Genomic DNA, 22,276 nt, shown 5'->3' on the forward strand with positions numbered 1-22,276 from the left:
CGAAACTACTTCTCAACGCCCCTCCTCACTTTCACCGCCAGCCCGCTCTCGAAGGCCTTCAGCTCCTCGCCGTTGAGGAGTGTCTGTCCAGTCGCGAGAAGCTCGTCCTTCTCGTTCACGACCAAAACCTCGTCGTAGGGCCTTATCGCCGGGTCTGCATCAAGGACGAACTTGGCAAAGACGTTCTTTCCGCGCCTCGCGAAGGGCTCTGCATCTTCGTTGACTACAACGCGCATCCTCGGGAACGGCAGGATTTCGTGGAGTCTCTTTGCACCCTCGATGCCAAGGGTCAGCAGGCCGTCCTCCGCTCTGAAGGTCGCGAGGTGTTTACCTTTGGCCTTTATCTGCCTCGGCATGCCCGTCTTTCTCGAAAGCTCAACGAAAGCGTCCTTGAAGGCCTCGCCGGCGCCTTCTCCGAACTGGTACTCCGCGACGGCCATCACGTATTTCCTCGCCTCTCTCTTCTCCGGCTTCTCTATCGTGAAGTCCTCCTCGCCCTCGCTCTGGGCGAAGGGGTAGCTGAGGCTCAGGTACTTCGGAACCTCACCGAATATCGGGTGCTTCACTTTCTCGGGGAACTTCTGGGCGACGCGCTCGGCCCTCTCCTTGGCGCGGTAAACGATGGGCCAGCGCGTGGCTTCCTCGCTCACCTTGAAAAATGCTGATGCCTTTGTGACCGGCTCGTTCTTCTCCAAGTAGTCCCGGTACTCCAGCAGTCTCTTGTAGGCCGCGTAGAGCTTCGGGTGACTCCTTGCCCTCTCGTCAACGAGGCGCCAGAGTTCACCTTCCTTTATCGCCTGCTTCACGCGGTTCAGCTCCTCGCGGATTACCCAGAGGTTGTGGAGGGCGAGAAGCCTCGTCCTCTCCTCCTTCGGCATCTCGCGGAGCTCCTGCGGGGTGTAGCGGGAGCAGACCGGACAGGAGCAGGGAAAGTACTCAAGCTCTTCGAGCCTCTTGGTGCCTTCAGGCGTTAGGTAGCGGTCGTCCTTGGCGTAGAGGGCGTAGCTGGCGGAGTCGAAGAGGTCTATTCCCATGGCCACGGCGAGGGCAAAAATCATCGGGTGTCCGGCGCCGAAGAGGTGGACGGGCCTGTCTGGCCTCAGGCCGAGTTTCGAGGCTATTACGACGTCCACGAGGTCTCTGTAGCGGTAGCTCTCCATGAGGGGGACAACCGCGCCGATTGGGTGGATTTCAAAGTTCATTTTGCTGAGCTCCCTCGCGGCGTATGTTCTCAGGTCTGGATACGTGGAGCCCTGCACGGCGGCGTTCATGGCAATGTTCTTGACTGCCTCCGCTTCCCTTGCCCTCTCCAGTGTTATTCTCAGGTCTTCCTCGGCCTTCTCCCTCGGCGCGTCCGGTGGGGTCGGTATGTCGAGGAACGTGCCGATGTCAACGCCGATTTTCTCCTGGAACTCGATTATCTCGCGGTTCGTGACCTCGACTTCTCCGTAGCGCATGAGCTGGAAGGAGCCGGAATCGACCTCTATGACGCCGTCGTAGTCGAGGAGCCTGTGAATTCCAAGCTCAAGGGCCTTTTCCCTCAGTTCAGGCGTCTTGTAGATGATGTAGGAGTTGGTTATTATCATTCTAAAGCCCATCTCCTTGAGCTCCTTCGGTGTCACGATGAGCTGTTTGGGGTTGATGACCGGCATTATCGCCGGAGTCTCTATCGTCTTTCCGTTAACGGTCAGCTTTCCTATCCTTCCGGCGGCGTCCCTCGCCTTTACCTCAAACCTGAACTCCATGTTCTCACCCCTTCGGAGTCCGAAACTTGCCCTTAAAAGCCTGCCGAGAAGAGTCTGACAAGGACAAACGCAAGGAGTCCAGAGAAGAAGGGGGCCCGAACCCAGCTCTTCACGATGTCCAGAAGGAGCTTTTTGTTTACATGCTCCCCCTTGTAGAGGCTCAGCCCGCTTATAGCCCCTACTATTGCCTGGCCTGAGCTGACGGGGAGCCCGAAGACGTTGGCAACGCTCACGGCTATCGAGGCCCCGAACTGGCTGGCAAAGGCAGAGGTTGGGCCGAGAGGTGCTATATCCTTTCCAACCGTCATCATAACCTCGTAGCTGAATGTGAGTGCCCCAAGTGCCGCAACGAGGGCAAGAACGGCGTTTGGGCCGGCAATCCCTCCGGCCTTCGCAAGGCCTGTGACATTGGAGACCTCATTCGCTCCTAGGTTGAAGGCCGAGAAAGCGGACGCCAGGAAGACCAGCCACTTCTGGGTAAGCTCGAGGCTTCTGAGGCACTTTATGCGCTTGAGCACAGGTTTGTAGAACTTGTATGTGGCTATGGCAAGGACTGAAGCAAACACAGGCGACACGAACCACGCTGAAACGATTTTCCCGACTGTCCACCAGTCAACAGAAAAACCGAGCGCGAGGGAAGAGCCAACGAGGGCGCCTATTATGGACTGGGTCGTTGATATCGGCTTCCCCCAGAGGCTTGCAAGTGTGACCGCCGAAGCGGAGCTGAATAAGACCAACGCTATTTCAGCGGGGGAGAGTCCCCTTGCGAGTGCTGTTATCGTTTCTGAGACGCCGAAGCCGCTTAACGTTGCCCCAAGGGTCGTGAAGACAGCTATTATGAGCACTGCCCTCCTAAACCCCACTATCCCGGAGCCGACTGCCGTTCCCACAGCCTTTGCACTGTCGTTTGCACCTATCGCCCATGCCATGAAGAACGCCGCCGCGATGACCCCAAGCATCTCCCCACCTCTCTATATTCTATATAGTCTATAGTGGGTGGTTTAAAAGGCTCTGCCCTTTAAAAGCATTTTGGTGCCTGAGCCAGGACGGGACAGAAAGAAGTCAAAAATTCTGGGAAACCGCTGTGCTACAGTTTTCCAGTGAGGAGCCTGATGTAACCGTACACGTGAAGCGAGAGGTAAAAGAGCGCCCAGAACCAGACCATCAGTGGGAAAATCAGGGCGTTCGAGAGCTTTCCGCCCTCGACAAACGTCGGTATTAGCATCGTGATTGTCTCAAAAACCCACCAAAGGCCAAAGAGGGCAAAGTTCGATGTCGCAAGAAGAAGGAGAGGCACGGTGATGTCTAGGACTGCTATAACGTCGCCGAGCAGGAGAAACCCCCAGTCCTTGGTGAATCCTCCTCCGAGGTTCTTCAGGTCTCCCAGGAACCAGCGCTTTCTCTGGCGCCAGAGAACGGCCAGGCTCTTCGGCATCTCCGTCCACACCCTCGCGCGGGGGGCGTAGACTACCCGCCCAAACCGCTTAACCGCCTTTGTGGTGGCGTAGTCCTCAACTATATCCTCGACGAAGCCGCCGATTCTCTCAAGGGCACCCCTGCGGAAGGCGGATATAGGGCCGGGGGCAAGGCTGAGGTCTTCCAGCTCTTTGGCCCTGCGGAACATGGCTATCCTCAGGTGCTCCGCGTCCTGGGCTTTTTCGAGGAAAGACGAGCCGAGAACCCTTACCTGTCCACCAACGCCGAGAACATCATCGGAGTATAGGCGCCTCACCAGTTCCTTTACTGCAGTCGGTTCGAGGTAGCTGTCGGCGTCGGTGGTCACCACAACCCCACCAGAGGCCTTCGAGAGGCCGAAGTTGAGGGCCTTCGCCTTCCCGCCGTGTTCTTTTCTGTAAACCCTCAGCCGGGGGTCTTTCACAGACGACGCGACTTCAAATGTGTCGTCACTGCTCCCGTCATCGACCACAATCACTTCAAAATCCGGGTAGTTCTGGCCGAGAGCAGACTCTATAGCTCGGAGGACTCTCCTTCCCTCGTTGTACGCGGGAATTATGATTGAGACCTTGGGTCTCCATTCCCTAACTCTGTAATTCCTGAACAGACCAATTATGTAATTAAGGAAGAAGTAGCCGTCCCAGATGAAAATGACTGCAAGCGCTGTGATAAACGGGATTGATGTGTTCATGGATTAAAAGGGCTTCTCAAGGGTTTTAATCTTTACTGCTTAGCGCGATGACGGGTTTTTTACTGAGCTTATACTTAACCACGTAGCGTCCGTGTTCAAAATCGTCCTCTTCTGCCTCCAGGACTTCAACGGGTTCAAGCCCAAGGCCGAAGCCCATGGCCTCCCACTTGATGTCATCGAAGTAGTCGTAGAGACCACAGGTTGCGCAGAACGAGCCTTCAAACTCTAGGATAACCTCATCACCTTCAAGCTTTAAAACCCTGGCCCGGGCCTCGCTCCCGTGGAGCCTGTTGAACTCCTCAAGCACCCTCTGGAGTTTCTCTTTCGCTTCCATTCTCCCACCGTTTTTAGTTCGTAAACCCCACTTAAAAAGTTTGCTTAACCAACCGAATGGTTTAAAAACCGGAAAGCATAACGGCCCCCGATGACGGAGCAGAGGATAAGGTGGGCAATAAGGGAGTACTCAGACGAGGAGATATTCTCAATCCTAAGCGAGCCGGTTAGGGAGTGGTTTAAGCGGAAGTTTGGGAGCTTCACGCCCCCACAGCGCTATGCCGTTATGGAGATTCACAAAGGCGAGAACGTTCTAATCTCTTCCCCAACAGGCTCTGGAAAGACTCTCTCGGCTTTTCTCTCCGCAATAAACGAGCTGATACTTCTCGGTAAGGAAGGCAAGCTTGAGGATAAAATCTACGTCCTGTACGTCTCCCCGTTGCGAGCGCTCAACAACGACATAAAGCGGAACCTCGAGGGCCCCTTGGCTGAAATCAAGGAGGTCGCAAAGGAGCTCGGCTACGATTTGCCTGAAATCCGCGTCGGCATAAGGACGAGCGACACGTCAAGCTACGAGAAGAGCAAGATGGTGAAGAAACCGCCCCACATTCTAATAACCACCCCCGAGAGCCTCGCCATCGCTCTGAACGCCCCCAAGTTCCGCGAGAGGCTGAAGACCGTCAAGTACCTCATAATCGACGAAGTCCACGCCCTTGCTGAAAACAAAAGAGGCTCGCACCTCGCGCTCAGCGTCGAGAGACTTCAAGAGATGGCCGAGAACAAGTTCGTGAGGATAGGTTTGAGCGCGACGATACACCCGCTCGAGGAGATAGCAAAGTTCGTCTTCGGCTTTGATGACGACGGGGAGCCGAGACCTGGCCTTATTGTTGACGTCAGCTTCGCCAAGCAGACGGAGATAAGGGTCGAGAGCGTCGTCGAGGACTTAATCTACACTCCAGCTGGAGCGCTGAGCGAGGCGCTCTATAGGAGACTGGCCGAGCTTATTCGAGAGCACAGGACGACGCTAATCTTCACCAACACGAGGAGCGGTGCCGAGAGGGTAGCATATAACCTGAAAAAGCGCTACCCCGAGTTTGAAGGCCTTATAGAGGCACACCACTCAAGCCTATCGCGTGAGGTTCGGTTGGACGTCGAGGAGAAGCTGAAGAGGGGCGAACTCCGTGCGGTAATCAGCTCGACCAGCCTCGAGCTCGGGATTGACATCGGAACGATTGACCTGGTGGTTCTAATCGGCTCGCCAAAGAGCGTGAACCGCGCCCTGCAGAGGATTGGAAGGGCCGGCCACAGGCTCCATGAGGTCAGCAAGGGGGTTATTCTGGCCCTCGACAGGGACGATTTGGTCGAGGTCACAGTTTTAGTGCACAACGCGAGGAACAGGAAGCTCGACAGAGTCAGGATTCCGAAGAACCCGCTCGACGTCCTCGTCCAGCACCTCCTCGGAATGGCCCTCAACAAAGTTTGGGAGGTCGGAGAGGCCTACCGCGTCGTCAGAAGAGCGTATCCATTCCACGACCTGCCGTTCGAGGACTTCATGAACGTCCTCCGCTATTTGGCGGGCGAATACGCTGGCCTTGAGGAAAGAAAGGTCTACGCCAAGATATGGCTTGAGGACGGGAAGTTTGGAAAACGCGGGAAGATGACGAGGGCAATCTACTACATGAACGTCGGCACAATTCCGGACGAAGCCAAAATCAGGGTCTACACCATGGACAAAAAGCTAATCGGGACAGTTGAGGAGGAGTTCGCCGAGCGGCTGATGCCCGGCGACATATTCGTTCTGGCGGGAAGAACCTACGAGTTCGTCAGGAGCAGGGGCAACAAGATATACGTCGTCCCGCGCGAGGGTGCTAAACCTACAATCCCCGCCTGGTTCTCGGAGATGCTCCCCCTCAGCTTCGATTTAGCGGTGGATATTCAGCGCTTTAGGAGGGAGGTTAAGGGCCTCCTGAAGAGGAAAGACGCCGTTAAAAGGCTCATGAAGAAGTATGGGATAGACGAAAGGGCGGCGCGGGCGATTGTAGCATATTTCCGCGAGCAGGGGAGGTATTCCACCATTCCTGACGACGAGACGGTTCTTGTTGAGTTCGTGCCTGGAGAAAAGAGGAACCGCTACTTCTTCCACACCCTCATAGGGAGGCGCGCGAACGACGCGCTCAGCAGGGCCTTCGCCTATCTCGTGAGCAAGAAAAAGAACTGCAACGTCGGGGTGGCGATAAACGACAACGGCTTCGCCCTCCTCCTTCCGCCAGAAGTTGAGCTGAGCGAGGAGGAAATGATGGAACTTTTCGAGGTTGATGACCTGAGGGAAACGTTAAAGCGGGCCCTCGACAACACGGAGCTTTTGAAGAGACGCTTCCGCCATGTCGCCAACCGCGGGTTGCTAATCCTGAGGCGCTACGTCGGGAGGAGCAAGAGACTCGGGAGACAGCAGGTCATGGCGGTTTCCCTCCTCAAGGTGCTCAAGGAAAACCACCCGGACTTTCCGCTCCTGAAGGAGGTCTACCGCGAGATTATGGAGGACAAGATGGACGTGGAAAGCGCGGAGCTGTTTCTGAGCTGGGTCAAGGAGGGGAAAATAAAAGTAGTCTTTGAGACCCACAGCGTCCCGAGCCCGTTCGCATTCAACCTTGAGGCGATAGGGTCAAGCGACGTCGTCCTGATGGAGGACAGGAGGGAGCTCATCAAGCAGCTCCACAGAAAAATAATTGGAATGATAGGAGAGACTTAGATAAGCTCCCTTTCAGTCCTTGTCAGCCTCTTTGCCCCGTTTTCCGTTATTACGATCGTGTCCTCTATCCTGACGCCGCCGAACTTGGGGAGGTAGATGCCCGGCTCGATCGTTACGACCATTCCCGGCTTGAGGACGGTCTCGTCGCTCTGGTTCACGCCGGGCCACTCGTGTATTTCAAGGCCGACGCCGTGTCCCGTCGAGTGGATGAAGTAGTCTCCGTAGCCGTACTCGGCTATTACGTCCCTCACGATGGTGTCGAGCTCCTTCGCGGTCATTCCGGGCCTCGCCATCTCAACGCCCTTCTTCTGGGCCTCAAGGACTGCTTGATAGATGTCCTTCTGCTTCTCGTTCGGGCTCCCGACCACGATGGTCCTCGTCGTGTCTGAGTTGTAGTGGTTGTAAAGGGCCCCCTCGTCTATGACGACGAGCTCTCCCCTCTCGATCCTCTTGTCGCTCGCGACTCCATGGGGCAGGGCGGAGCGCCACCCGCTGGCGATTATCGTGTCAAAGGCGGGCTTTTCGGCACCTTTCATCTTCATGGCGTACTCCATCTTTGCCGCTATCTCCCTCTCGCGCTTTCCCTCGCTGATTTCCTCTATCGCGACGAGCATAGCCTGGTCTGCTATCTCACAGGCCTTCTGGATAACCTCAAGCTCCTCCTTTGTCTTGACCATTCTGAGTTCCTTGATTACCTCGTCCACCATGAAGAACTCCTCGGCGCCGAGCTTCTCGCGGTAGTTCTGGACTGTTGAGTAAGCTGTTCTTCCCTCGATTCCAAGCCTCTTCAGGTTGAACGGCTTGAGCTTCTCAAAGAGCTCCCCTCCACGTTTGAATGCCTCAACCGGGACGCGTGAGGTCTCTCTGGCTTCCTCATACTCAAGCTGGGGAACGAGGAAGAGCGCTTCGTCAGGCGTCACGAGGAGGTAACCGCCGAGAACGGGAGCGGAGCCCGTGAAGTAGTAGAGGTTTGGCTTGTGGGTTATTATCACACCGTCAAGCTCCTTTTCGGATATGTATTCCCTGAGCTTTTCGATTCTCATGGTGACCACCGCTGGGAGTTGACCCAGGGAGATAAAACGGTTTCGGAAGGGATATAAACTCCGGGGCGGGATATGATAACAGGTGTCGAGCGTGACGGTATACCTCTTCGACTTCGATGGAACGCTCGTTGACAGCACGGGGGCTGTCGAGAAAGCGCTGAGGATAGCAATCGAGAAGACAATCCCCGCTGTAATCGAGAGCGACCTCTATGATGAGTACTACAAGGCCCTGTTTCTCTTCATAAAGGGCAAACTGACCTATGCCCATCTTGGAGTTATTCACGAGCTCGTAGCCCAGGGCACGATTCACGAGTACTACAAGCTCATGCCGCGCTACATCAAGGACTTCCCATTTGCCCGCGAGGTGGTCAGGGAGCTGAGGAAGCGGGGCAGGAAAGTGATAAGCTTTTCGGGAGAACACACCTATCCGGGAGGTAAGGTCATATTTATGAAAAAGACCAACTGGTATGAGGAGTTCGATGACGTGATAACGTTCAAGGGCACCAAGGACATGCTCAAGAAGTTCCAGACCCTGAGGGAGCTCTACCCAGATGAGCCATTCGTGTGGGTGGACGACAGCCCCGCGCGCTTCACGTACGTCCTGGACGAAAACACGCTCTTTGTGCAGAAGGCTTCCCCCTACAAGAGTGACGTCCCTCTCCTCTTTGAGAGGCTGAACTTCGTAAAGATAAACTCCATCAGGGAAGTCCTTGAGATAGATGACGAGCTGAGCGAGTTCCTGGGCAATAAAGCTTAAAAATCCTGGGCCTAACTAAGGCCGGGTGAGGGCGATGGCGAGGGTGAAAGCTGTCGTCCTCTCCTACGCGGGTTCTCATGAGCACCAGGACAACTACAGGATGATTCTCAAGCCCCTAGGGATTGACGACAGGGCCAGCGCGGCAAGGCTGATCGGCAGGAAGGTCGTCTGGAAGACCCCGACCGGCAGGAAGATGTTCGGAAAGATTATCAGGACTCACGGCGACAGGGGCGAGGTCAAGGCCTACTTCAAGCCGGGCCTTCCGGGCCAGGCCCTCGGCGACATCGTCGAGATTCTCTAAACCTTTAAAGCCTCCCACCCCTTTTCTTTACGGGTGAGAGAATGGAACTGGTTGAGGTCAGAGAGGGCTCTGCAAGGTTTCTCGTGCCAAAGGCTGAGAGGATTTACGACGCCCCCGTGTTTTACAACCCCGTGATGGCGCTCAACAGGGATATAAGCGTCCTAACCGCGCGTGTCCTGGATCCAAAGCGGGTTCTCGACGCCCTTTCGGCAACGGGGATAAGGGGAATCCGCTACGGTCTTGAAAGCCACGCTGAAGAAATCTGGCTCAACGACATAAGCGAGGAAGCCTACACCCTTATGAAAAAGAACGTCCTCCTGAACTTTGAGGGGGAGCTCTACGAGGAAGGCGACCGCTCGTACCTCTGGGGGGAGAAGCTGGTTGTTATCAACAAAGGCGACGCCAACAGGCTGATGGCGGAGAACTTCCGCTACTTTGACCTCCTTGACTTGGACCCCTTTGGCTCGCCCATGGAATTCCTGGACACCGCCCTCCGGAGCGTGAAGAGGAGGGGAGTTCTGGCAGTCACCGCCACCGACACCGGTGTCCTCTGTGGGGCCTACGCCAGGGCCTGCTTGAAGAACTACCTCGCCCGTCCGATAAGGGGTGAGCTCTGCCACGAGGCTGGATTGAGGATACTGATTGGAACGATAGTCAGGTACGCCGCCAAGTACGACCTTGGCGTGGAAGTCCTGCTCGCCTACTACCGCGACCACTACTTCAGGGCGTTTCTCAGGTTCAGGAGCGGGGCAAAGAAGGCCGAGAAGAGCCTTTTCCGGCTCGGCTACCTCTGGCAGGACGAAAGCGGGAAGTTCACCTATGAGGAGACTTTCCTCCCCGAGAAGCCCAAAGCTTTTGGCCCGATGTGGCTCGGCCCTCTGAAGGACGAAGAGTTCATGGAGGGGCTCACCAAGGAGCTCGAAGACTTCGCTCCCGCACACAAGAAGACCCGGCCGTTTGTTGAGCTCATGAGGGAGGAGCTTGACGTCCCGTTTCACTACGACACCCACGCCCTCGCGAGGAGGCACAACCTTCAGGTCGGAAAGCTCGCCGGCATCATCGAGGCCCTCCGCGAGAGGGGCTACCGCGCAACGAAGACGCACTTTTCGCCGACGGCCGTAAAGACCGATGCGTCCTTCGAGGAAGTGCTGGACGTCCTGAAGTCCCTTCAGTGAGGCTAAGCCTCTGCCTCGATACTTATTTTAACTTTTTTGTGAAATTTTAGTGGGTGAGAAGATGGACGAGATGCTGAAACTGGCTAGGGACTTCTATAAAGACGAGTACGCCGATTCGGTTCTCTACGCCCAGCTGGCGAAGGTTGAGAAAGACCAGCGGATAAAGGAGGAGTTCCTCAGGCTGTCCAGCATAGAATCGAAGCATGCCCGCTTCTGGCACGACTTCATAAAGCGCCACGGGGGAGAGGTTCCAAAGCCCTCCGTGAAGAGGTTCACGGTATTCGGCGTCAAACTCCTCAGGAAACTCCTCGGGCCGGGCTCCGTCGCGTCGCTCCTTGAGATGGGTGAAAACAGCGCCATACAGAAGTACTTCAAATACCTGACGGCGTACGCCAATAACCTCAGCGAAGAAGAGCTTGAGGAGCTGAGGGCAGTTATACTCGATGAGATTGAACACGAGAAGTTCTTCTACGAGAGCAAGAAGAGGTTCCATGCCGAGAACGTCAGGGACTTTGTCCTGGGGATGAACGACGGTCTTGTTGAAATCCTTGGTGCGGTTACCGGTCTCTCCGCCGTCTACCCCAACAGCCCCAAGCTGGTCGGTATAAGCGGCCTCATCGTTGGCGTTGCCGGGGCGCTCTCGATGGGAATAGGCGCGTTTATCTCGGTCCGCTCCCAGAGGCAGGTGAACGAGAGCATACGCGGGAGAATGGAGGTTCTCTTCAGAGTCTCCCCGGAGAAAATCGTGGAGGAGATTAAGGGAAGGCTGGTTGAAGGTGGTGTCCCGGAGGAGATAGCGGAGAAAACCGCCAGGGAGCTCGCCAGCAAGGGGGAAGCCGTGATGAAGCTCCTTGTACCTGAGAGTGAGGAGAACGAGCTCCGCTCCGCGCTCTACACCGGGCTGGCATATCTCCTTGGAGTCGCATTCCCAGTAACGCCGTATTTCCTCGCGTCCAGCTCGCTCGTGGCGCTCCCGTTCTCTATACTGCTGGCGGGCTCAGCGCTCGCGATAGTGGCGACACTTATTTCGCTCCTCTCGGGAATCTCCGTAAAAAAGAAGGTCGCAGAGATGGTGGTTACTGGCCTCGGCGCGGCGTTCCTGAGCTACCTCTTCGGCAGGCTCATGGAGGCCCTATTCCATGTCTCGGCGCTTTAAACGTAGAGCACCTCGACGCCGAGCCTCTCTGCTGTCTTTCCCTGTTTTTCGTCGCTCGTGGCCAGTGTCCCATATCTGAGGGCTTGGACTACGTAGAGGGCGTCGTAAATGGTGATTTTGTGGTTGACTGCTATCTCCCTGGCTTTCTCTAAATACTGCATTCCGCTCTCAAAAACGACGACGTTTGGGAGGGCGTCTATAACCTTCGACCTCTTTTTGAACTCCTCTTGGGATATCTCACCGTAAAGGACGTAATGCTTCCAGAGTGCGTTTGAAACCTCCGCCAGGGCGTAGTCAAGGGAGACAACGTCCCTCAAAAGCAAATCCTCCACTTGTTCCCACCCAGGTTCGAGGAGGACGTACTTTGCAAGGACGGAGGCGTCAATTACTATCACGGTCATCCCTCACGTATCTCTTTGCGGTTCCCTCTTTGGCGGGGGTTCCCCCAGCGAGCAGCTTGTGCATCATCTCGATGGTTCTCTTCTTTTCTTCCTGGCTTATCCTCGAAGCTATGAACTTCCTTATTTCTTCGCTCCAGTTGATATCATACTTTTTCATCTTGGCCTTTAGTTCATCGGGAATACGGACGCTTATCACAGCCATGCAACCACCATTTACATCATCGTATTACAGAGATATAAACATTACTGTCACACCTTCACGTACTTCCAGTACCCCTTCTTAAACGCCCACCAGAAGAGGGCCGCGGTGGTGAAGGTTTCGAGGCTCATTGCTATCCAGGCCGCTATAACGCCTAAGCCCTCAAAGGTGAAGCCCGGAAAGGCTATGCCGAGTACCTCGAACGGAGGTATGGTAAAGCCAAAGCCGAGGAGATAGGCGGGCACTATGCGGAAGAGGAGCTTGCTGACGGCGGTGATGTACATCGGCGTCTTGGTGTCTCCCGCCCCCCTAAGTGCACCGCCGAGGACGAAGACCCAGCCGAGGGGAATCTCGCTTATGCCGACGATTATGAGGTAGATGCTCGCCAGCCTCAGGACTTCACCGTAGTTCGGGTCGCTCGGGCTTATGAAGGGCATGACCAGGTAGCGCGGGAACGCTATCAGGACGAACGCCATGACCGCCATAAAGACACTGACCATCTTGAGGGCCTCGTAAACTGTTCTCTCAGCCTTCTCCGGGTCACCTTCTCCGAGGCTCTGGCCGACCAGAGCTGAAGCCGCTACGTTGAAGCCGAAGGCTGGCATATAAGCTATGCTTTCAACGCGGAGGCCGACCTGGTGTGCAGCGAGCGCAACAGTCCCAAAGCGGGTCACTATGCTCATGTAGAGGAAGTTGTAGAAGCTGAATATTCCGCGCTCGATCATGGCGGGGATTCCTATGCGCAGTATCCTCGCCACCATCTCCGGGTGGAAGCTCCAGCTCGGCTTGAACTTGAGGACGAGCTTCCCGCTCCAGAGGAGGTAAAGGCCGATGAGGAATGAGAGGGTTATTCCTATACCGGACGCCCAGGCCGCACCGACTGGGCCGAGTCTGGGGAAGCCGAACTTTCCGAACACCAGGAGGTAATCAAAAACCGCGTTTATCACGTTCATAAGGATGCCAAGCTTCATGGGTGTCTTCGTGTCCCCGGCGCCCCTCAGGGCCGAGAAGGCAGTAAAGCCCGCAAACCGGATTGGGTAGAAGGCGAACAGCACCTTGATGTACTGGTATCCGAGCTCAACAACGTCCTCGCTCGCGCCCATTATCCTCAGGATATCGTCGCCGAAGAACCAGCCAAAGAGCATGACCGGGACACCGAGGAGAACCGACAGGTAGAGGCTTTGCTCAAGGGTAAGGGTGGCGCTCTCATCGTCTTTCGCTCCAACGAACCTCGCCACAAGCGCGAGGGTTCCAGTTGCGACTGCTGTCATAATCGGCATCATGAACCAGCTCACCTGCCCGCCGAGGCCGACCGCGGCCAGGGCAAGCGCTCCGAGCTGGCCGACTATCATCATGTCCACTAGGTTGAGGAGTGTCTGGGATATGTTGCCCATTATCGCGGGCCATGCGAGCTTCCAGAGACGGCGCTGGTTCTCGTTGAGGTGCAACATTAAGACGTCCCTCTAAACGATAAAACAGACATACGAACTTAAAAGAATTGCGGTCTGCTAGGCTATCGGTTACAAGAGCTAGAAGAGGCGTAACATTAGGAAAAGAAAAAAGTTCAGAGAAGGTTCCTCTTCTTCTTCCACTTGTGGGACCAGCTGTACTTCCTCATGCGCCTGCTCCTGCCGAAGCCACAGGCGGCGCAGTAGCCCTTCTTAACGTTGAAGGCCCTCCTACCACAGCGCCTGCACCTGATGTGGGTAGGAGTCCTGTTGCGCTTGCCCTTCGGCGCAGTTCCGGCTCCCATGGTATCACCCCGCTAATCACTCTATCTCGACCGGGGAGATGGCAAGAACGTTGTCTCCCCTGATGACGATTTTACCGTACTTCTTAACCTCCTCGCCGTCCTGCATAAGGGAAGCGTCGGCGAGGACGACGTTCAGGTGGATGTCGTAACCGATAAGCTTACCCCTGAACTCGCCACCCCTCTTGAGGAGCACGAGGACGTCCTTGTCAAGGGACCTGTGGATAACATCGAGTGGTCTTTCCGCCATTTTCACGCACCTCCAAATAATCAAAGCTCATAGCCTAAACGACGGGAACGGTTTATAACTCTTTCCGTTTTCATGCTCCTTCAAATTTTCAACTCGTACCCCAAAATCTTTTTATGAAATTGCTCCGCTCAACTCTCAGGTGGTGAGTAATGGGAGAGAAGCCCGACAAATACGAGATACTCCAGGACTTGATGAGGAGAAGGGGCTTTGCGTGGGGTAGCTTTGAAATCTACGGCGGCTCACGCGGATTCTACGACTACGGCCCGCTCGGCGCGACGATAAAGAGGAAAATCGAGCGGAAGATACGTGAGGCCTTCCAGAGGGAGGGCTTCTTCGAGCTGGAGACACCTGACATAACGCCTGAGAAGGTCTTCATAGCGAGCGGACACGTTGAGAAGTTCGTCGACCCACTCGTCGAGTGTAAGAAGTGCGGCGCCAGATTCAGAGCCGACCACCTCGTCGAGGAAGCCCTTGGCATGGACGTTGAGGGCCTTTCGGCTGAGGAACTCACAAAAGTAATTCGCGAGCATGACATAAGGTGCCCCGAGTGCGGCGGCGAGCTGAGCGACGTCTGGTACTTCAACCTCATGTTCGAGACCAGAATTGGCCCCTACGGTGACCAGAAGGGCTACCTGAGGCCAGAAACTGCCCAGGGCATCTTCGTGAACTTCAAGAGGCTGAACGCCTTCGCGAGGAACAAGCTCCCCTTCGGCGTATTCCAGATTGGGAAAGCTTACAGGAACGAGATTTCGCCGAGGCAGGGCATGCTCCGCCTGAGGGAGTTCACCCAGGCAGAGGCCGAGATATTCTTCAACCCGAATGAAACTGAGCACCCGCACTTCGACGAGGTCAAGGACGAGGTTTTGAGGCTCTACCCGATAGAGCACCAGCTCAAGGGCCTTGGCGAGATTGAGCTCACCGCTGATGAGGCGGTAAAGAAGGGCTACATCATGAACACCTTCTTCGCCTACTACATGGTCATGGTCAAGCGCGTCCTCCTCGACATCGGCATCCCCGAGGACAAGATACGCTTCCGCCAGCAGTTGCCCGAGGAGCGCGCCCACTACTCCCGCGACACCTGGGACGCCGAAATCCACAGCGAGCGCTTCGGCTGGGTGGAGTGCGTTGGAATAGCCAACAGGGGAGACTACGACCTGAGCAGGCACATGCGCGAGAGCGGGGCAGATTTGACGGTGCTAATCCACTACGAGGAGCCGAAAATCGTGAAGAGACTCGAGGTTTCCCTCAACCTCAAGCGCGTTGGTCCAAAGCTGAGGAAAGACGCCAAGAGGATAAACGAGCTCATCAAAGGCTGGAACGAGGAGAAGAAGCGCGAGCTGGTCGAAATCCTTGAGAAAGAGGGCAAAATCACGATAGAGGGCTACGAGCTTGAGAAGGACGACTTCATAATCAGGGAAGTCGAGGAGAAGATTACCGGCGAGAAGATAGTCCCGCACGTCCTCGAGCCGAGTTTCGGCATAGACAGGCCCTTCTACCTGCTCCTTGAGAACAGCCTCGTCATCGAGGAGGACAGAACGTATCTCAAGCTCAAGAAGGACATGGCGCCGATTGAGGTTGCAGTGCTCCCGCTCGTCGCCAAGGAACCGCTGAAGAGCATTGCCTACGACGTCTTCAGGAAGCTCCAGAAAGCTGGCTTCATAGTCGTTTACGACGAGAAAGACACCATCGGAAAGCGCTACCTCCGCTACGACGAGATTGGAACGCCCTACTGCGTGACCATCGACAACCAGACGCCCGGGGACAACACGGTAACGATTCGCGACCGCGACACGAGGGAACAGACGCGCGTGAGCATCGAGGAGCTTCCGGAGAAGCTCAGGGAGCTGATTTTCGGGGAGTGAAGTGCTGTCCTCGCTTTTTCAACTACTCTTTTTGCTGGTGTTTCCCATGAAAATCCACCTCATCTACCGCCGTATCCCGAACAGGGTGCTGGAGCGGGAAGACGAGCTCATGGCCGACTTAGGCGACGTTGTAGTCGCGAAGTCCCGCTTCGAGGGTATGCTCGCGCCCCTGAGGGTGGAAGGCATCGAGGTCATCAGGAACGGCTACACCATGGTCTACTTCGCATTCATCGGGGAGAACTACGACGTTTTGAAGGTCTACGACGAGAGGGGCAACTTCAGGGGGCTTTACGTAGACGTTCTGGCATACACAAAGCGCGAGGGAAACACGATAGAGATGCTCGACCTTTTCCTCGACATTTTCATCTTTCCCGATGGAAGAGCTTTCCTCCTCGATGAGGACGAGCTTGAGATGGCCCTCAACTACGGGCTGATTGACAAAGAGACCTTCGACTTCGCCTACCAGGTCGCGAGGGATATAATGGAAAAGATTAAACGGAGAGAGTTTCCTCCCAGTGTCGTATGGAAATACGATTGGAGGGTCGAGGATGGGCGCTAAGTTCCTGAAAGACACCAAGGGCGGAGCACTCCTACTTATATACGTCCAGCCGAAGGCAAAGAAGAACGGAATTGAAGGCGTTGATGAGTGGCGCGGGAGGCTTAAGGTTAGAATCCAGGCCCCTCCCGTCGAGGGAAAGGCGAACAAAGAGGTAGTTAAGTTCTTCTCCAAGCTGCTGGGGGCCGACGTCGAGATAGTTGGGGGCGAGACTTCCAGGGAGAAAACCCTCCTGATCAGGGGCCTTTCGGCCGAAGAAGTTCGTAAAAAACTTGGACTTTAATGTTATCTTGTGTTCCCCGTTCTTTCATTGATGTCAGTGATGAACATCTTTTTCTGAGGCAACGTTTAAATTCATGAACGTTCCTTCACCCATCGGTGATCCGTATGAAGAGGCTCACACTGGCGGAGGCGAGTGCAATACTCATCGGGACTCAAATAGGGGCGGGGGTTCTGGGCCTTCCGTACGCGCTTAAGGACACCGGCTTTGGGGGTATTGCAATCATTGTCGCGGTTGGCGTCCTCACGCTCTTAACGGCCCTCTTTGTGCTCGAACTGGCCGTCCAGGGGGAGGGAACTCTAACCTCACTCGCGCGCGAGACGCTTGGGACGGCCGGCGGCTGGCTGATGCTCGCGAGCATATCCGTCCTCAGCTACGGCGCGCTGATAGCGTACATTGCTGGAAGCGGTGACATTCTGTCTTCCCTGCTTGGAATAGATAAGTCAGTCTCCGCACTGATTTTCTGGGCGATTATGAGTGGTATCGTGCTGATGGGCCTCAAGGCCTCAGGTGAGGCGGAGCTGATGCTCAACTTCCTGCTTCTTGGCGCGCTGACGGTTGCCGTGGCCCTGATGCTCCCAAGGGTTGATGTTGGCAACCCGACTTCCGTTAATACTTCCACCCTGGTCTCGGGAATAGGCGTTGCAATCTTTGCCTACGTCAGCCACATGGTCGTCCCCGAGATGTACAAGGGGCTTGGAAGCGCCGAGAAGACAAAGAAGGCCGTCCTCATAGGCTACCTCGTGCCGATGGCCTTCTACTCCCTGTTCATCTTCGCTTTCGTCGGCGCCCTGGGAGGTGATACCCCACAGCTAGCCACCGCGGCCCTTGAAGACTACTACGGCAACGTCGGGAAAATCCTCGGCCTCGTCCTTCCTCTCGCAGCAATAAGCACGAGCTACATCGGCATAGGCTTTGCCCAGATGGACAACCTCAGGGAGGCTTTCAGGCTTGACAAGAGGAGTGCATGGCTCTTGACCGTTGTTCCGCCACTGCTTGTGTACTTCGCCGGCCTGAAGAGTTTCGTCAGCGCCCTCTGGCTCGCGGGAACGTTCGGGGGCCTCCTCTACGCTGGAATCCTTCCGGTGGCGATGTACGTCAAGACGAGAAAAGTCTGCCCCCCGAAGTGCGTCGCTGTCCCTCATGAGGTTGCGTACTTTGCCGGAGTAGTCTTTTTCATGGTTTTCGTGTATTCAGTGGTCTCGCTGGTCTGAATTTGCTCTGTCTTCTTGTTTTTTCTAGTCTCTGACCCATATTAATACCTATTGCGAATACCTGAGACTAGGACTAAATGTGGAAAAATTACCGTGGGATTCCGGCCATGAAACGGCCGGACTAACCCTTCATAACCTTCCACACTAACAGGGGGAAGACGAGCGTCGCGTCGGCCCAGATTTCGACGTAGTCGGCCTTAGCCCGTATCTTGCCCCAGCTGACGCCCTCGCTCGGCGGCGCACCGCTCAGCGAGCCGTCCCACGGGACTGCAGTGGTGATGTAGATTGCGTAGTCGGTTCCTCCGCGGAACAGGTTGGCGTTGATTATTGCGTGCTTTGGCAGGGAGCCACCGAGGATTATTGAGGCGGTCTCCTTTGCGGTAACCGCTAAGTTGTTGAGCTTAACTATGTCGTTGGCAATGTCTATAATGAGTTCTCTATCCCCGCGCTCCTCCTTGAAGAAGTATAACATGTCGCCGATCGAGCCATCGGTTATGGCGGGGCAGAATATCGGGACGTTTCTCTTGTATGCCCAGTAGATGACGCTGCGCTCCTTTTCCTTCCCGAGCTTCTCGTCCATGTATCTGCCCATCTCGTAGATGAACTCGCTCGCCGTCAGGGGCTTTCCGCGCTCTTTCTCAACCTCAAGGATCCGCTCAAAGAACGGAATCATGTACTTCTCGAACTCGATGTAGCGGTCGTTTGGCACAAAGATGTTGCCTATCCTGTTGATGCCCTTCTCGCGCATAAGAGCGTCGTTCACGTGCCAGTCGCCGAGGATGAAGGACTTGAGGGCCTTTATGAAGTCCTCCTCGATTCCGCCTGCAGTCGTGACGATGACGTCAACCTTGCCCTCCTTTACCAGCCATGCGACCAGCTCGCGCAGGCCAGAGGAGATGATGTTGGAGGTGTAGCCGAGGAAGACTCTAACCTCGTCTCCCCTGGCGCGCTTCTCCTCAACCTTCCGCCAGATTTCTATCGCCCTTCCGAGGTGCGTCGCCTGGAAGCCTATGCGCTCGTAATAATCCAAAACCTCCTCGAGGCTTGAAACGTCGTCGAGCCACGGCCCCTCAACAGGTATTCCCTCGACCTCTTCGCTCTCCTTAAGCACTATATCCTTCGGCTCGGTCATGGTTGGCACTTCGAAGGTGGACGTATAAAGTTTTGGGAAAGCGTTTTATTCTTCAGCCCCAACTCCCCTACATGCAGGTGAAGATAGACCTGAACGGCCTCGGCGTCATCGTCACGGCATCATCCCGCGGCATAGGCTTCAACGTTGCAAAGGAGCTGTTGAAGAGGAACGCGAGGGTTGTTATAAGCTCCAGGAGTGAGGAGAACCTGAAGAAGGCCCAGGATGAGCTTTCAAGCTATGGTGAGGTTTATTCAGTTAGAACCAACCTTTTTGACCAGCGCGACCTTGAGAATCTCGTGAAGGAGAGCTGGGAGCTCCTTGGAGGGGTTGATGCCCTCGTCTGGAACGCGGGGAACGTCCGGTGCGAGCCCTGTTTTCTCCACGAGGCAAGCTACATAGACTGGATTGAGGCTTCAGCACTACACACCGTCGCGCCGGGTTATCTAACGACGCTCCTAGTTCAGACGTGGCTTGAGAAAAAGATGAAGGGCGTCCTCGTTTACCTCAACTCGGTCTCGATAAAGGAGCCGATGCCCCCGCTCGTTCTGGCCGATGTTACGAGGGCCGGTCTGGTTCAGCTGGCAAAGAGCGTTTCGAGAACCTACGGAAAGAGGGGGATACGGGCATACAGCGTTCTGCTCGGCAGCTTCGACACGCCCGGCGCGAGGGAGAACCTCAAGGCAGTTGCCGAGGCTAGGGGAGAACCCTTCGAGGAGACGTGGGAGCGAGAGGTGCTTGGCAGAACGCCCCTTCACAGAACCGGGAGGTGGAGCGAACTCGGCTCTCTGGTGGCTTTTCTCCTGAGCGAAGAGGCGGAGTACATGCTTGGCTCGACGGTGGTCATAGACGGCGCGATGACGAGGGGGATAGACATTTAAGCCTTTCCTCCCTTTTCACGCCCATGAAGGAGGACTACTTCACCGAAGAATTCATAGCCGGGATGAGGGGGAGGTATTTTAGACCCCGGAAATGGGACAGAATTAGGCCGTTCCGAAAGGCAGCGGTTCTGGCGATAGACCTTCAGAGGTACTTCCTCACGCCCGAGAGCAGGGCGTTCCTGCCTTCAGCTCCCCGCTTCGTTCCCAGACTCCTGGAGTTTTACGGCGAGGTTGAAAAGCTTGGCGTCCCGATAATATTCACCCGCCACTTCCACCAAAACGACATAATGATCCGATGGTGGGGTGGCGATATGCCAAAGGATGACCCGCTGAATGGGCTTCTCGGCGAGTTTCAGCCCTTCGCGGGAACGGTGGTCGAGAAGAGGACCTACAATGCCTTCTACGGAACCGAACTTGAAGGGGTTCTGAGAAAACTCCACGTGGAGACCGTAATCATCACCGGCGTCATGACGCACCTCTGCTGTGAGACGACGGCAAGGGAAGCCTTCGTGAGAGGCTTCAACGTGGTCTTCCCGGTCGATGGAACGCTGACCCAGAACAGGCACTTCCACGAGGCAACCCTTAGAAACCTCTCCCACGGCTTCGCGGTTACGCCGCTCCTCTCGGAGGTGTTGGAATGGCTCTCGTCGGAATAATCGGGGCTGGAATCGGGGGAATCGCGACTGCCGTCCAGCTGGCGCGCTACGGGATAGAGAGCGTGATTTTCGAGCGCGACCGTATAGGCGGACTCATAAGGAACGCCTACTCCGTCGAGAACACGATGTTCTTCCCCGACGGAATCAAGGGCGAGAGGGTCGTCGCAATCCTTGAGGAGTACGTGAGGAGGTATAACCTGAAAATCGTCTACGAGGAAGTCAGGGCCGTGAGAAAGATCGATGGACGGTTTGAAGTCGAAACCACGAGTGGAACTCACCACTTCAAGTATCTCGTGGTGGCAACGGGGACGAGGCCGAGGAAGCTCCCCTTCGACGGGATAATCTACCACGTCGCTGAAGTTCCGAGGGGGCACTACGGAAGAGTTCTCATCATCGGCGGCGACGTGGCCTTCGACTACGCCTTGACCATGGGCGAGATTAGCGATGAAGTGATAATCCTCATGAGGAGCGAGCCGAAGGCTCTGTCCTACCTCCAGGAACTTGTGAAGAGGCGTTCAAACATCAGGACGCTGATGGGACAGGTGTGGGAAATAAAGCCTATAAACGGAAGGAGAAAGATTTTAGCTAAAACCAGCGCTGGCGACTTTGAGGCTGACCTGGTGCTCGGTGCCATCGGCAGGGTGCCAAACATCGAACTGGTGGAGGGCATCGAGGACGATAACCTTTTCCTGGTCGGGGACGTTAAGAACGGAATCTACCGCCAGACGGCTTTGGCGATAGCTGATGGAATCAAAACGGCGATGACGATATGGAGGAGGGAGAGGTATGGAGATACTGAGTGAGGTTGGCGACCCGAACGTTGCCGTCGTTTACATTGGAAAGACCTCGAAGGGCAACATAGTGGAGTTCGTTGAATCAATCCCAACCTACAATCCGCAGGAAAAGTGGGTGCTCATCGTCTCATCGCTCAACGGCTGTCCGGTCGGCTGTAAGATGTGCGACGCCGGCTTCTTCTACAAGGGCAGGCTTACAGTTGATGAGCTGATGGAGCAGATAGAGTACCCGATAACCAGGCGCTGGAACGGGAAGCCGAAAACCAGGAAGTTCAAGGTGCAGTTCGCGAGAATGGGCGAGCCGAGCTTCAATATGGCCGTCATCGAGGCAATGCGGCTTTTGGGCGAGCGCTACGACAATTTACACCCGTCGCTCTCGACAATAGCCCCGATAGGAACCAATAAGTTCTTCGAGGCACTGCTGGAGCTGAAGAAGGAAATGTTCCCAACCAACTTCCAGCTCCAGTTCTCGATACACTCCACGAACCCGGAGCAGAGGGACGAGATAATCCCGGTCAGGAAGTGGGACTTCGAGAGAATAGCCGAGTACGGAAAGGCCTTCTACGACGAGGGCGGCAAGAAGATTACGCTCAACTTCGCCTTAGCGAGGGAGAACGAGGCCGATGCAGAGGTCATAGCCGAGTACTTCCCAAAGGAATATTTCCTCATCAAGATAACGCCGCTCAACCCGACGGTGAGCGTTCTTAAGAATAAGCTCACCAACGACGTGGACCTTGAGACCGGCCTTCCGATGAAGCACAGGAAGTTCGTGGATGACCTCAGAAGGCTCGGCTACGATGTCATTATATCTGTCGGCGACACGAGGGAGAACCTAATCGGCTCGAACTGCGGCCAGTATATTCTCAGGTTCCTGAAGGAGAGGCCGGAGCTTAGAGAAGCCTACACCTTCGCGAGAGGGTTTGAGTTTAAGGTGAGCTGAAGGCCTTTCTTCTCATTTC

Annotated in this window: 24 protein-coding genes; 13 read left to right on the forward strand and 11 right to left on the reverse strand. The window is 55.5% G+C overall.

Annotation, left to right across the window (positions count from 1 at the left end; genetic code table 11):
* Positions 1-5: 5 nt before the first annotated feature.
* From tgtA to ACZ5ER_RS06820, 4 genes are all read right to left on the reverse strand, one after another.
* Positions 6-1,745 carry a tRNA guanosine(15) transglycosylase TgtA gene (gene tgtA, locus ACZ5ER_RS06805; protein WP_464934082.1) on the reverse strand — a complete coding sequence of 580 codons (1,740 nt, stop codon included), beginning with the start codon at positions 1,743-1,745 and terminating at the stop codon, positions 6-8.
* Between the two features lie 32 nt (positions 1,746-1,777).
* Entirely contained in the window at positions 1,778-2,704 is a 927-nt protein-coding gene (locus ACZ5ER_RS06810; protein ID WP_464934083.1) for an anion permease, read from the reverse strand.
* 128 nt (positions 2,705-2,832) lie between these two features.
* Positions 2,833-3,891: a glycosyltransferase family 2 protein gene (locus ACZ5ER_RS06815; RefSeq protein ID WP_464934084.1), complete on the reverse strand. Its 1,059-nt coding sequence runs from the start codon at positions 3,889-3,891 to the stop codon at positions 2,833-2,835.
* Between the two features lie 25 nt (positions 3,892-3,916).
* Positions 3,917-4,225 carry a hypothetical protein gene (locus ACZ5ER_RS06820; protein WP_050003205.1) on the reverse strand — a complete coding sequence of 103 codons (309 nt, stop codon included), beginning with the start codon at positions 4,223-4,225 and terminating at the stop codon, positions 3,917-3,919.
* A gap of 90 nt (positions 4,226-4,315) precedes the next feature.
* Between ACZ5ER_RS06820 and ACZ5ER_RS06825 the strand changes: the two genes are divergently transcribed.
* Complete coding sequence (locus ACZ5ER_RS06825; protein ID WP_464934085.1) at positions 4,316-6,913, forward strand: ATP-dependent helicase; 2,598 nt, start codon at positions 4,316-4,318, stop codon at positions 6,911-6,913.
* On the opposite strand, the gene pepQ is transcribed toward ACZ5ER_RS06825, so the two are convergent.
* Positions 6,910-7,956 carry a Xaa-Pro dipeptidase PepQ gene (pepQ, locus tag ACZ5ER_RS06830; RefSeq protein ID WP_464935137.1) on the reverse strand — a complete coding sequence of 349 codons (1,047 nt, stop codon included), beginning with the start codon at positions 7,954-7,956 and terminating at the stop codon, positions 6,910-6,912. The two genes, ACZ5ER_RS06825 and pepQ, sit on opposite strands and share 4 nt — an antisense overlap.
* Positions 7,957-8,047: 91 nt before the next feature.
* Between pepQ and ACZ5ER_RS06835 the strand changes: the two genes are divergently transcribed.
* The 4 genes from ACZ5ER_RS06835 (at position 8,048) to ACZ5ER_RS06850 (ending at position 11,345) form a co-directional block, all read left to right on the forward strand.
* Positions 8,048-8,713 carry an HAD family hydrolase gene (locus ACZ5ER_RS06835; RefSeq protein WP_464935138.1) on the forward strand — a complete coding sequence of 222 codons (666 nt, stop codon included), beginning with the start codon at positions 8,048-8,050 and terminating at the stop codon, positions 8,711-8,713.
* 34 nt (positions 8,714-8,747) lie between these two features.
* Entirely contained in the window at positions 8,748-9,014 is a 267-nt protein-coding gene (locus ACZ5ER_RS06840) for a 50S ribosomal protein L35ae (protein ID WP_464935139.1), read from the forward strand.
* Between the two features lie 41 nt (positions 9,015-9,055).
* On the forward strand, positions 9,056-10,189 hold the full coding sequence (locus ACZ5ER_RS06845; protein WP_464934086.1) for a tRNA (guanine(10)-N(2))-dimethyltransferase: 1,134 nt from the start codon (positions 9,056-9,058) through the stop codon (positions 10,187-10,189).
* A gap of 61 nt (positions 10,190-10,250) precedes the next feature.
* Complete coding sequence (locus ACZ5ER_RS06850) at positions 10,251-11,345, forward strand: VIT1/CCC1 transporter family protein (protein WP_464934087.1); 1,095 nt, start codon at positions 10,251-10,253, stop codon at positions 11,343-11,345.
* Here the strand turns inward: ACZ5ER_RS06850 and ACZ5ER_RS06855 are convergent.
* From ACZ5ER_RS06855 to ACZ5ER_RS06875, 5 genes are all read right to left on the reverse strand, one after another.
* Positions 11,342-11,746: a type II toxin-antitoxin system VapC family toxin gene (locus ACZ5ER_RS06855; RefSeq protein WP_464934088.1), complete on the reverse strand. Its 405-nt coding sequence runs from the start codon at positions 11,744-11,746 to the stop codon at positions 11,342-11,344. The two genes, ACZ5ER_RS06850 and ACZ5ER_RS06855, sit on opposite strands and share 4 nt — an antisense overlap.
* Entirely contained in the window at positions 11,727-11,948 is a 222-nt protein-coding gene (gene vapB / locus ACZ5ER_RS06860; protein ID WP_050003213.1) for a type II toxin-antitoxin system VapB family antitoxin, read from the reverse strand. Before vapB ends, ACZ5ER_RS06855 begins: the two co-directional genes overlap by 20 nt.
* Positions 11,949-11,995: 47 nt before the next feature.
* Positions 11,996-13,396: an MATE family efflux transporter gene (locus ACZ5ER_RS06865; protein WP_050003214.1), complete on the reverse strand. Its 1,401-nt coding sequence runs from the start codon at positions 13,394-13,396 to the stop codon at positions 11,996-11,998.
* A 113-nt stretch (positions 13,397-13,509) separates the two neighbouring features.
* Positions 13,510-13,698: a 50S ribosomal protein L37e gene (locus ACZ5ER_RS06870; RefSeq protein WP_042690131.1), complete on the reverse strand. Its 189-nt coding sequence runs from the start codon at positions 13,696-13,698 to the stop codon at positions 13,510-13,512.
* Between the two features lie 16 nt (positions 13,699-13,714).
* A complete protein-coding gene (locus tag ACZ5ER_RS06875) occupies positions 13,715-13,945 on the reverse strand; it encodes an LSm family protein (RefSeq protein ID WP_050003215.1) in 231 nt (76 codons plus the stop codon).
* 149 nt (positions 13,946-14,094) lie between these two features.
* Between ACZ5ER_RS06875 and glyS the strand changes: the two genes are divergently transcribed.
* The 4 genes from glyS to ACZ5ER_RS06895 all read left to right on the forward strand — a co-directional run bounded on the left by glyS (position 14,095) and on the right by ACZ5ER_RS06895 (position 17,857).
* Positions 14,095-15,807 carry a glycine--tRNA ligase gene (gene glyS, locus ACZ5ER_RS06880; protein ID WP_464934089.1) on the forward strand — a complete coding sequence of 571 codons (1,713 nt, stop codon included), beginning with the start codon at positions 14,095-14,097 and terminating at the stop codon, positions 15,805-15,807.
* 46 nt (positions 15,808-15,853) lie between these two features.
* A complete protein-coding gene (locus ACZ5ER_RS06885; protein ID WP_464934090.1) occupies positions 15,854-16,366 on the forward strand; it encodes a ribonuclease FAU-1 family protein in 513 nt (170 codons plus the stop codon).
* Positions 16,356-16,646 carry a DUF167 domain-containing protein gene (locus ACZ5ER_RS06890; RefSeq protein ID WP_464934091.1) on the forward strand — a complete coding sequence of 97 codons (291 nt, stop codon included), beginning with the start codon at positions 16,356-16,358 and terminating at the stop codon, positions 16,644-16,646. The genes ACZ5ER_RS06885 and ACZ5ER_RS06890 overlap by 11 nt, the downstream gene beginning before the upstream one ends.
* A 104-nt stretch (positions 16,647-16,750) precedes the next feature.
* Positions 16,751-17,857, forward strand: coding sequence for an aromatic amino acid transport family protein (locus ACZ5ER_RS06895; RefSeq protein WP_464935140.1), 1,107 nt, complete (start codon positions 16,751-16,753; stop codon positions 17,855-17,857).
* A gap of 121 nt (positions 17,858-17,978) precedes the next feature.
* Here ACZ5ER_RS06895 and ACZ5ER_RS06900 read toward each other — a convergent pair whose 3' ends face one another.
* Positions 17,979-18,989 carry a deoxyhypusine synthase gene (locus ACZ5ER_RS06900; RefSeq protein ID WP_050003220.1) on the reverse strand — a complete coding sequence of 337 codons (1,011 nt, stop codon included), beginning with the start codon at positions 18,987-18,989 and terminating at the stop codon, positions 17,979-17,981.
* 71 nt (positions 18,990-19,060) lie between these two features.
* Between ACZ5ER_RS06900 and ACZ5ER_RS06905 the strand changes: the two genes are divergently transcribed.
* The 4 genes from ACZ5ER_RS06905 to ACZ5ER_RS06920 are packed head-to-tail and all read left to right on the forward strand — an operon-like array spanning position 19,061 to position 22,257.
* Entirely contained in the window at positions 19,061-19,867 is an 807-nt protein-coding gene (locus ACZ5ER_RS06905; RefSeq protein ID WP_050003955.1) for an SDR family oxidoreductase, read from the forward strand.
* 23 nt (positions 19,868-19,890) lie between these two features.
* Positions 19,891-20,523 (forward strand): isochorismatase family protein, encoded by a 633-nt coding sequence (locus ACZ5ER_RS06910; RefSeq protein ID WP_464934092.1) that lies wholly within the window; start codon positions 19,891-19,893, stop codon positions 20,521-20,523.
* The gene (locus ACZ5ER_RS06915) at positions 20,505-21,326 is read left to right on the forward strand and encodes an NAD(P)/FAD-dependent oxidoreductase (protein ID WP_464934093.1); all 822 of its coding nucleotides are present in this window, start codon (positions 20,505-20,507) and stop codon (positions 21,324-21,326) included. Before ACZ5ER_RS06910 ends, ACZ5ER_RS06915 begins: the two co-directional genes overlap by 19 nt.
* The gene (locus ACZ5ER_RS06920; RefSeq protein ID WP_050003223.1) at positions 21,310-22,257 is read left to right on the forward strand and encodes a radical SAM protein; all 948 of its coding nucleotides are present in this window, start codon (positions 21,310-21,312) and stop codon (positions 22,255-22,257) included. The genes ACZ5ER_RS06915 and ACZ5ER_RS06920 overlap by 17 nt, the downstream gene beginning before the upstream one ends.
* The last annotated feature ends 19 nt before the right edge of the window (positions 22,258-22,276 follow it).

The organism is Thermococcus marinus (genome assembly GCF_055389025.1).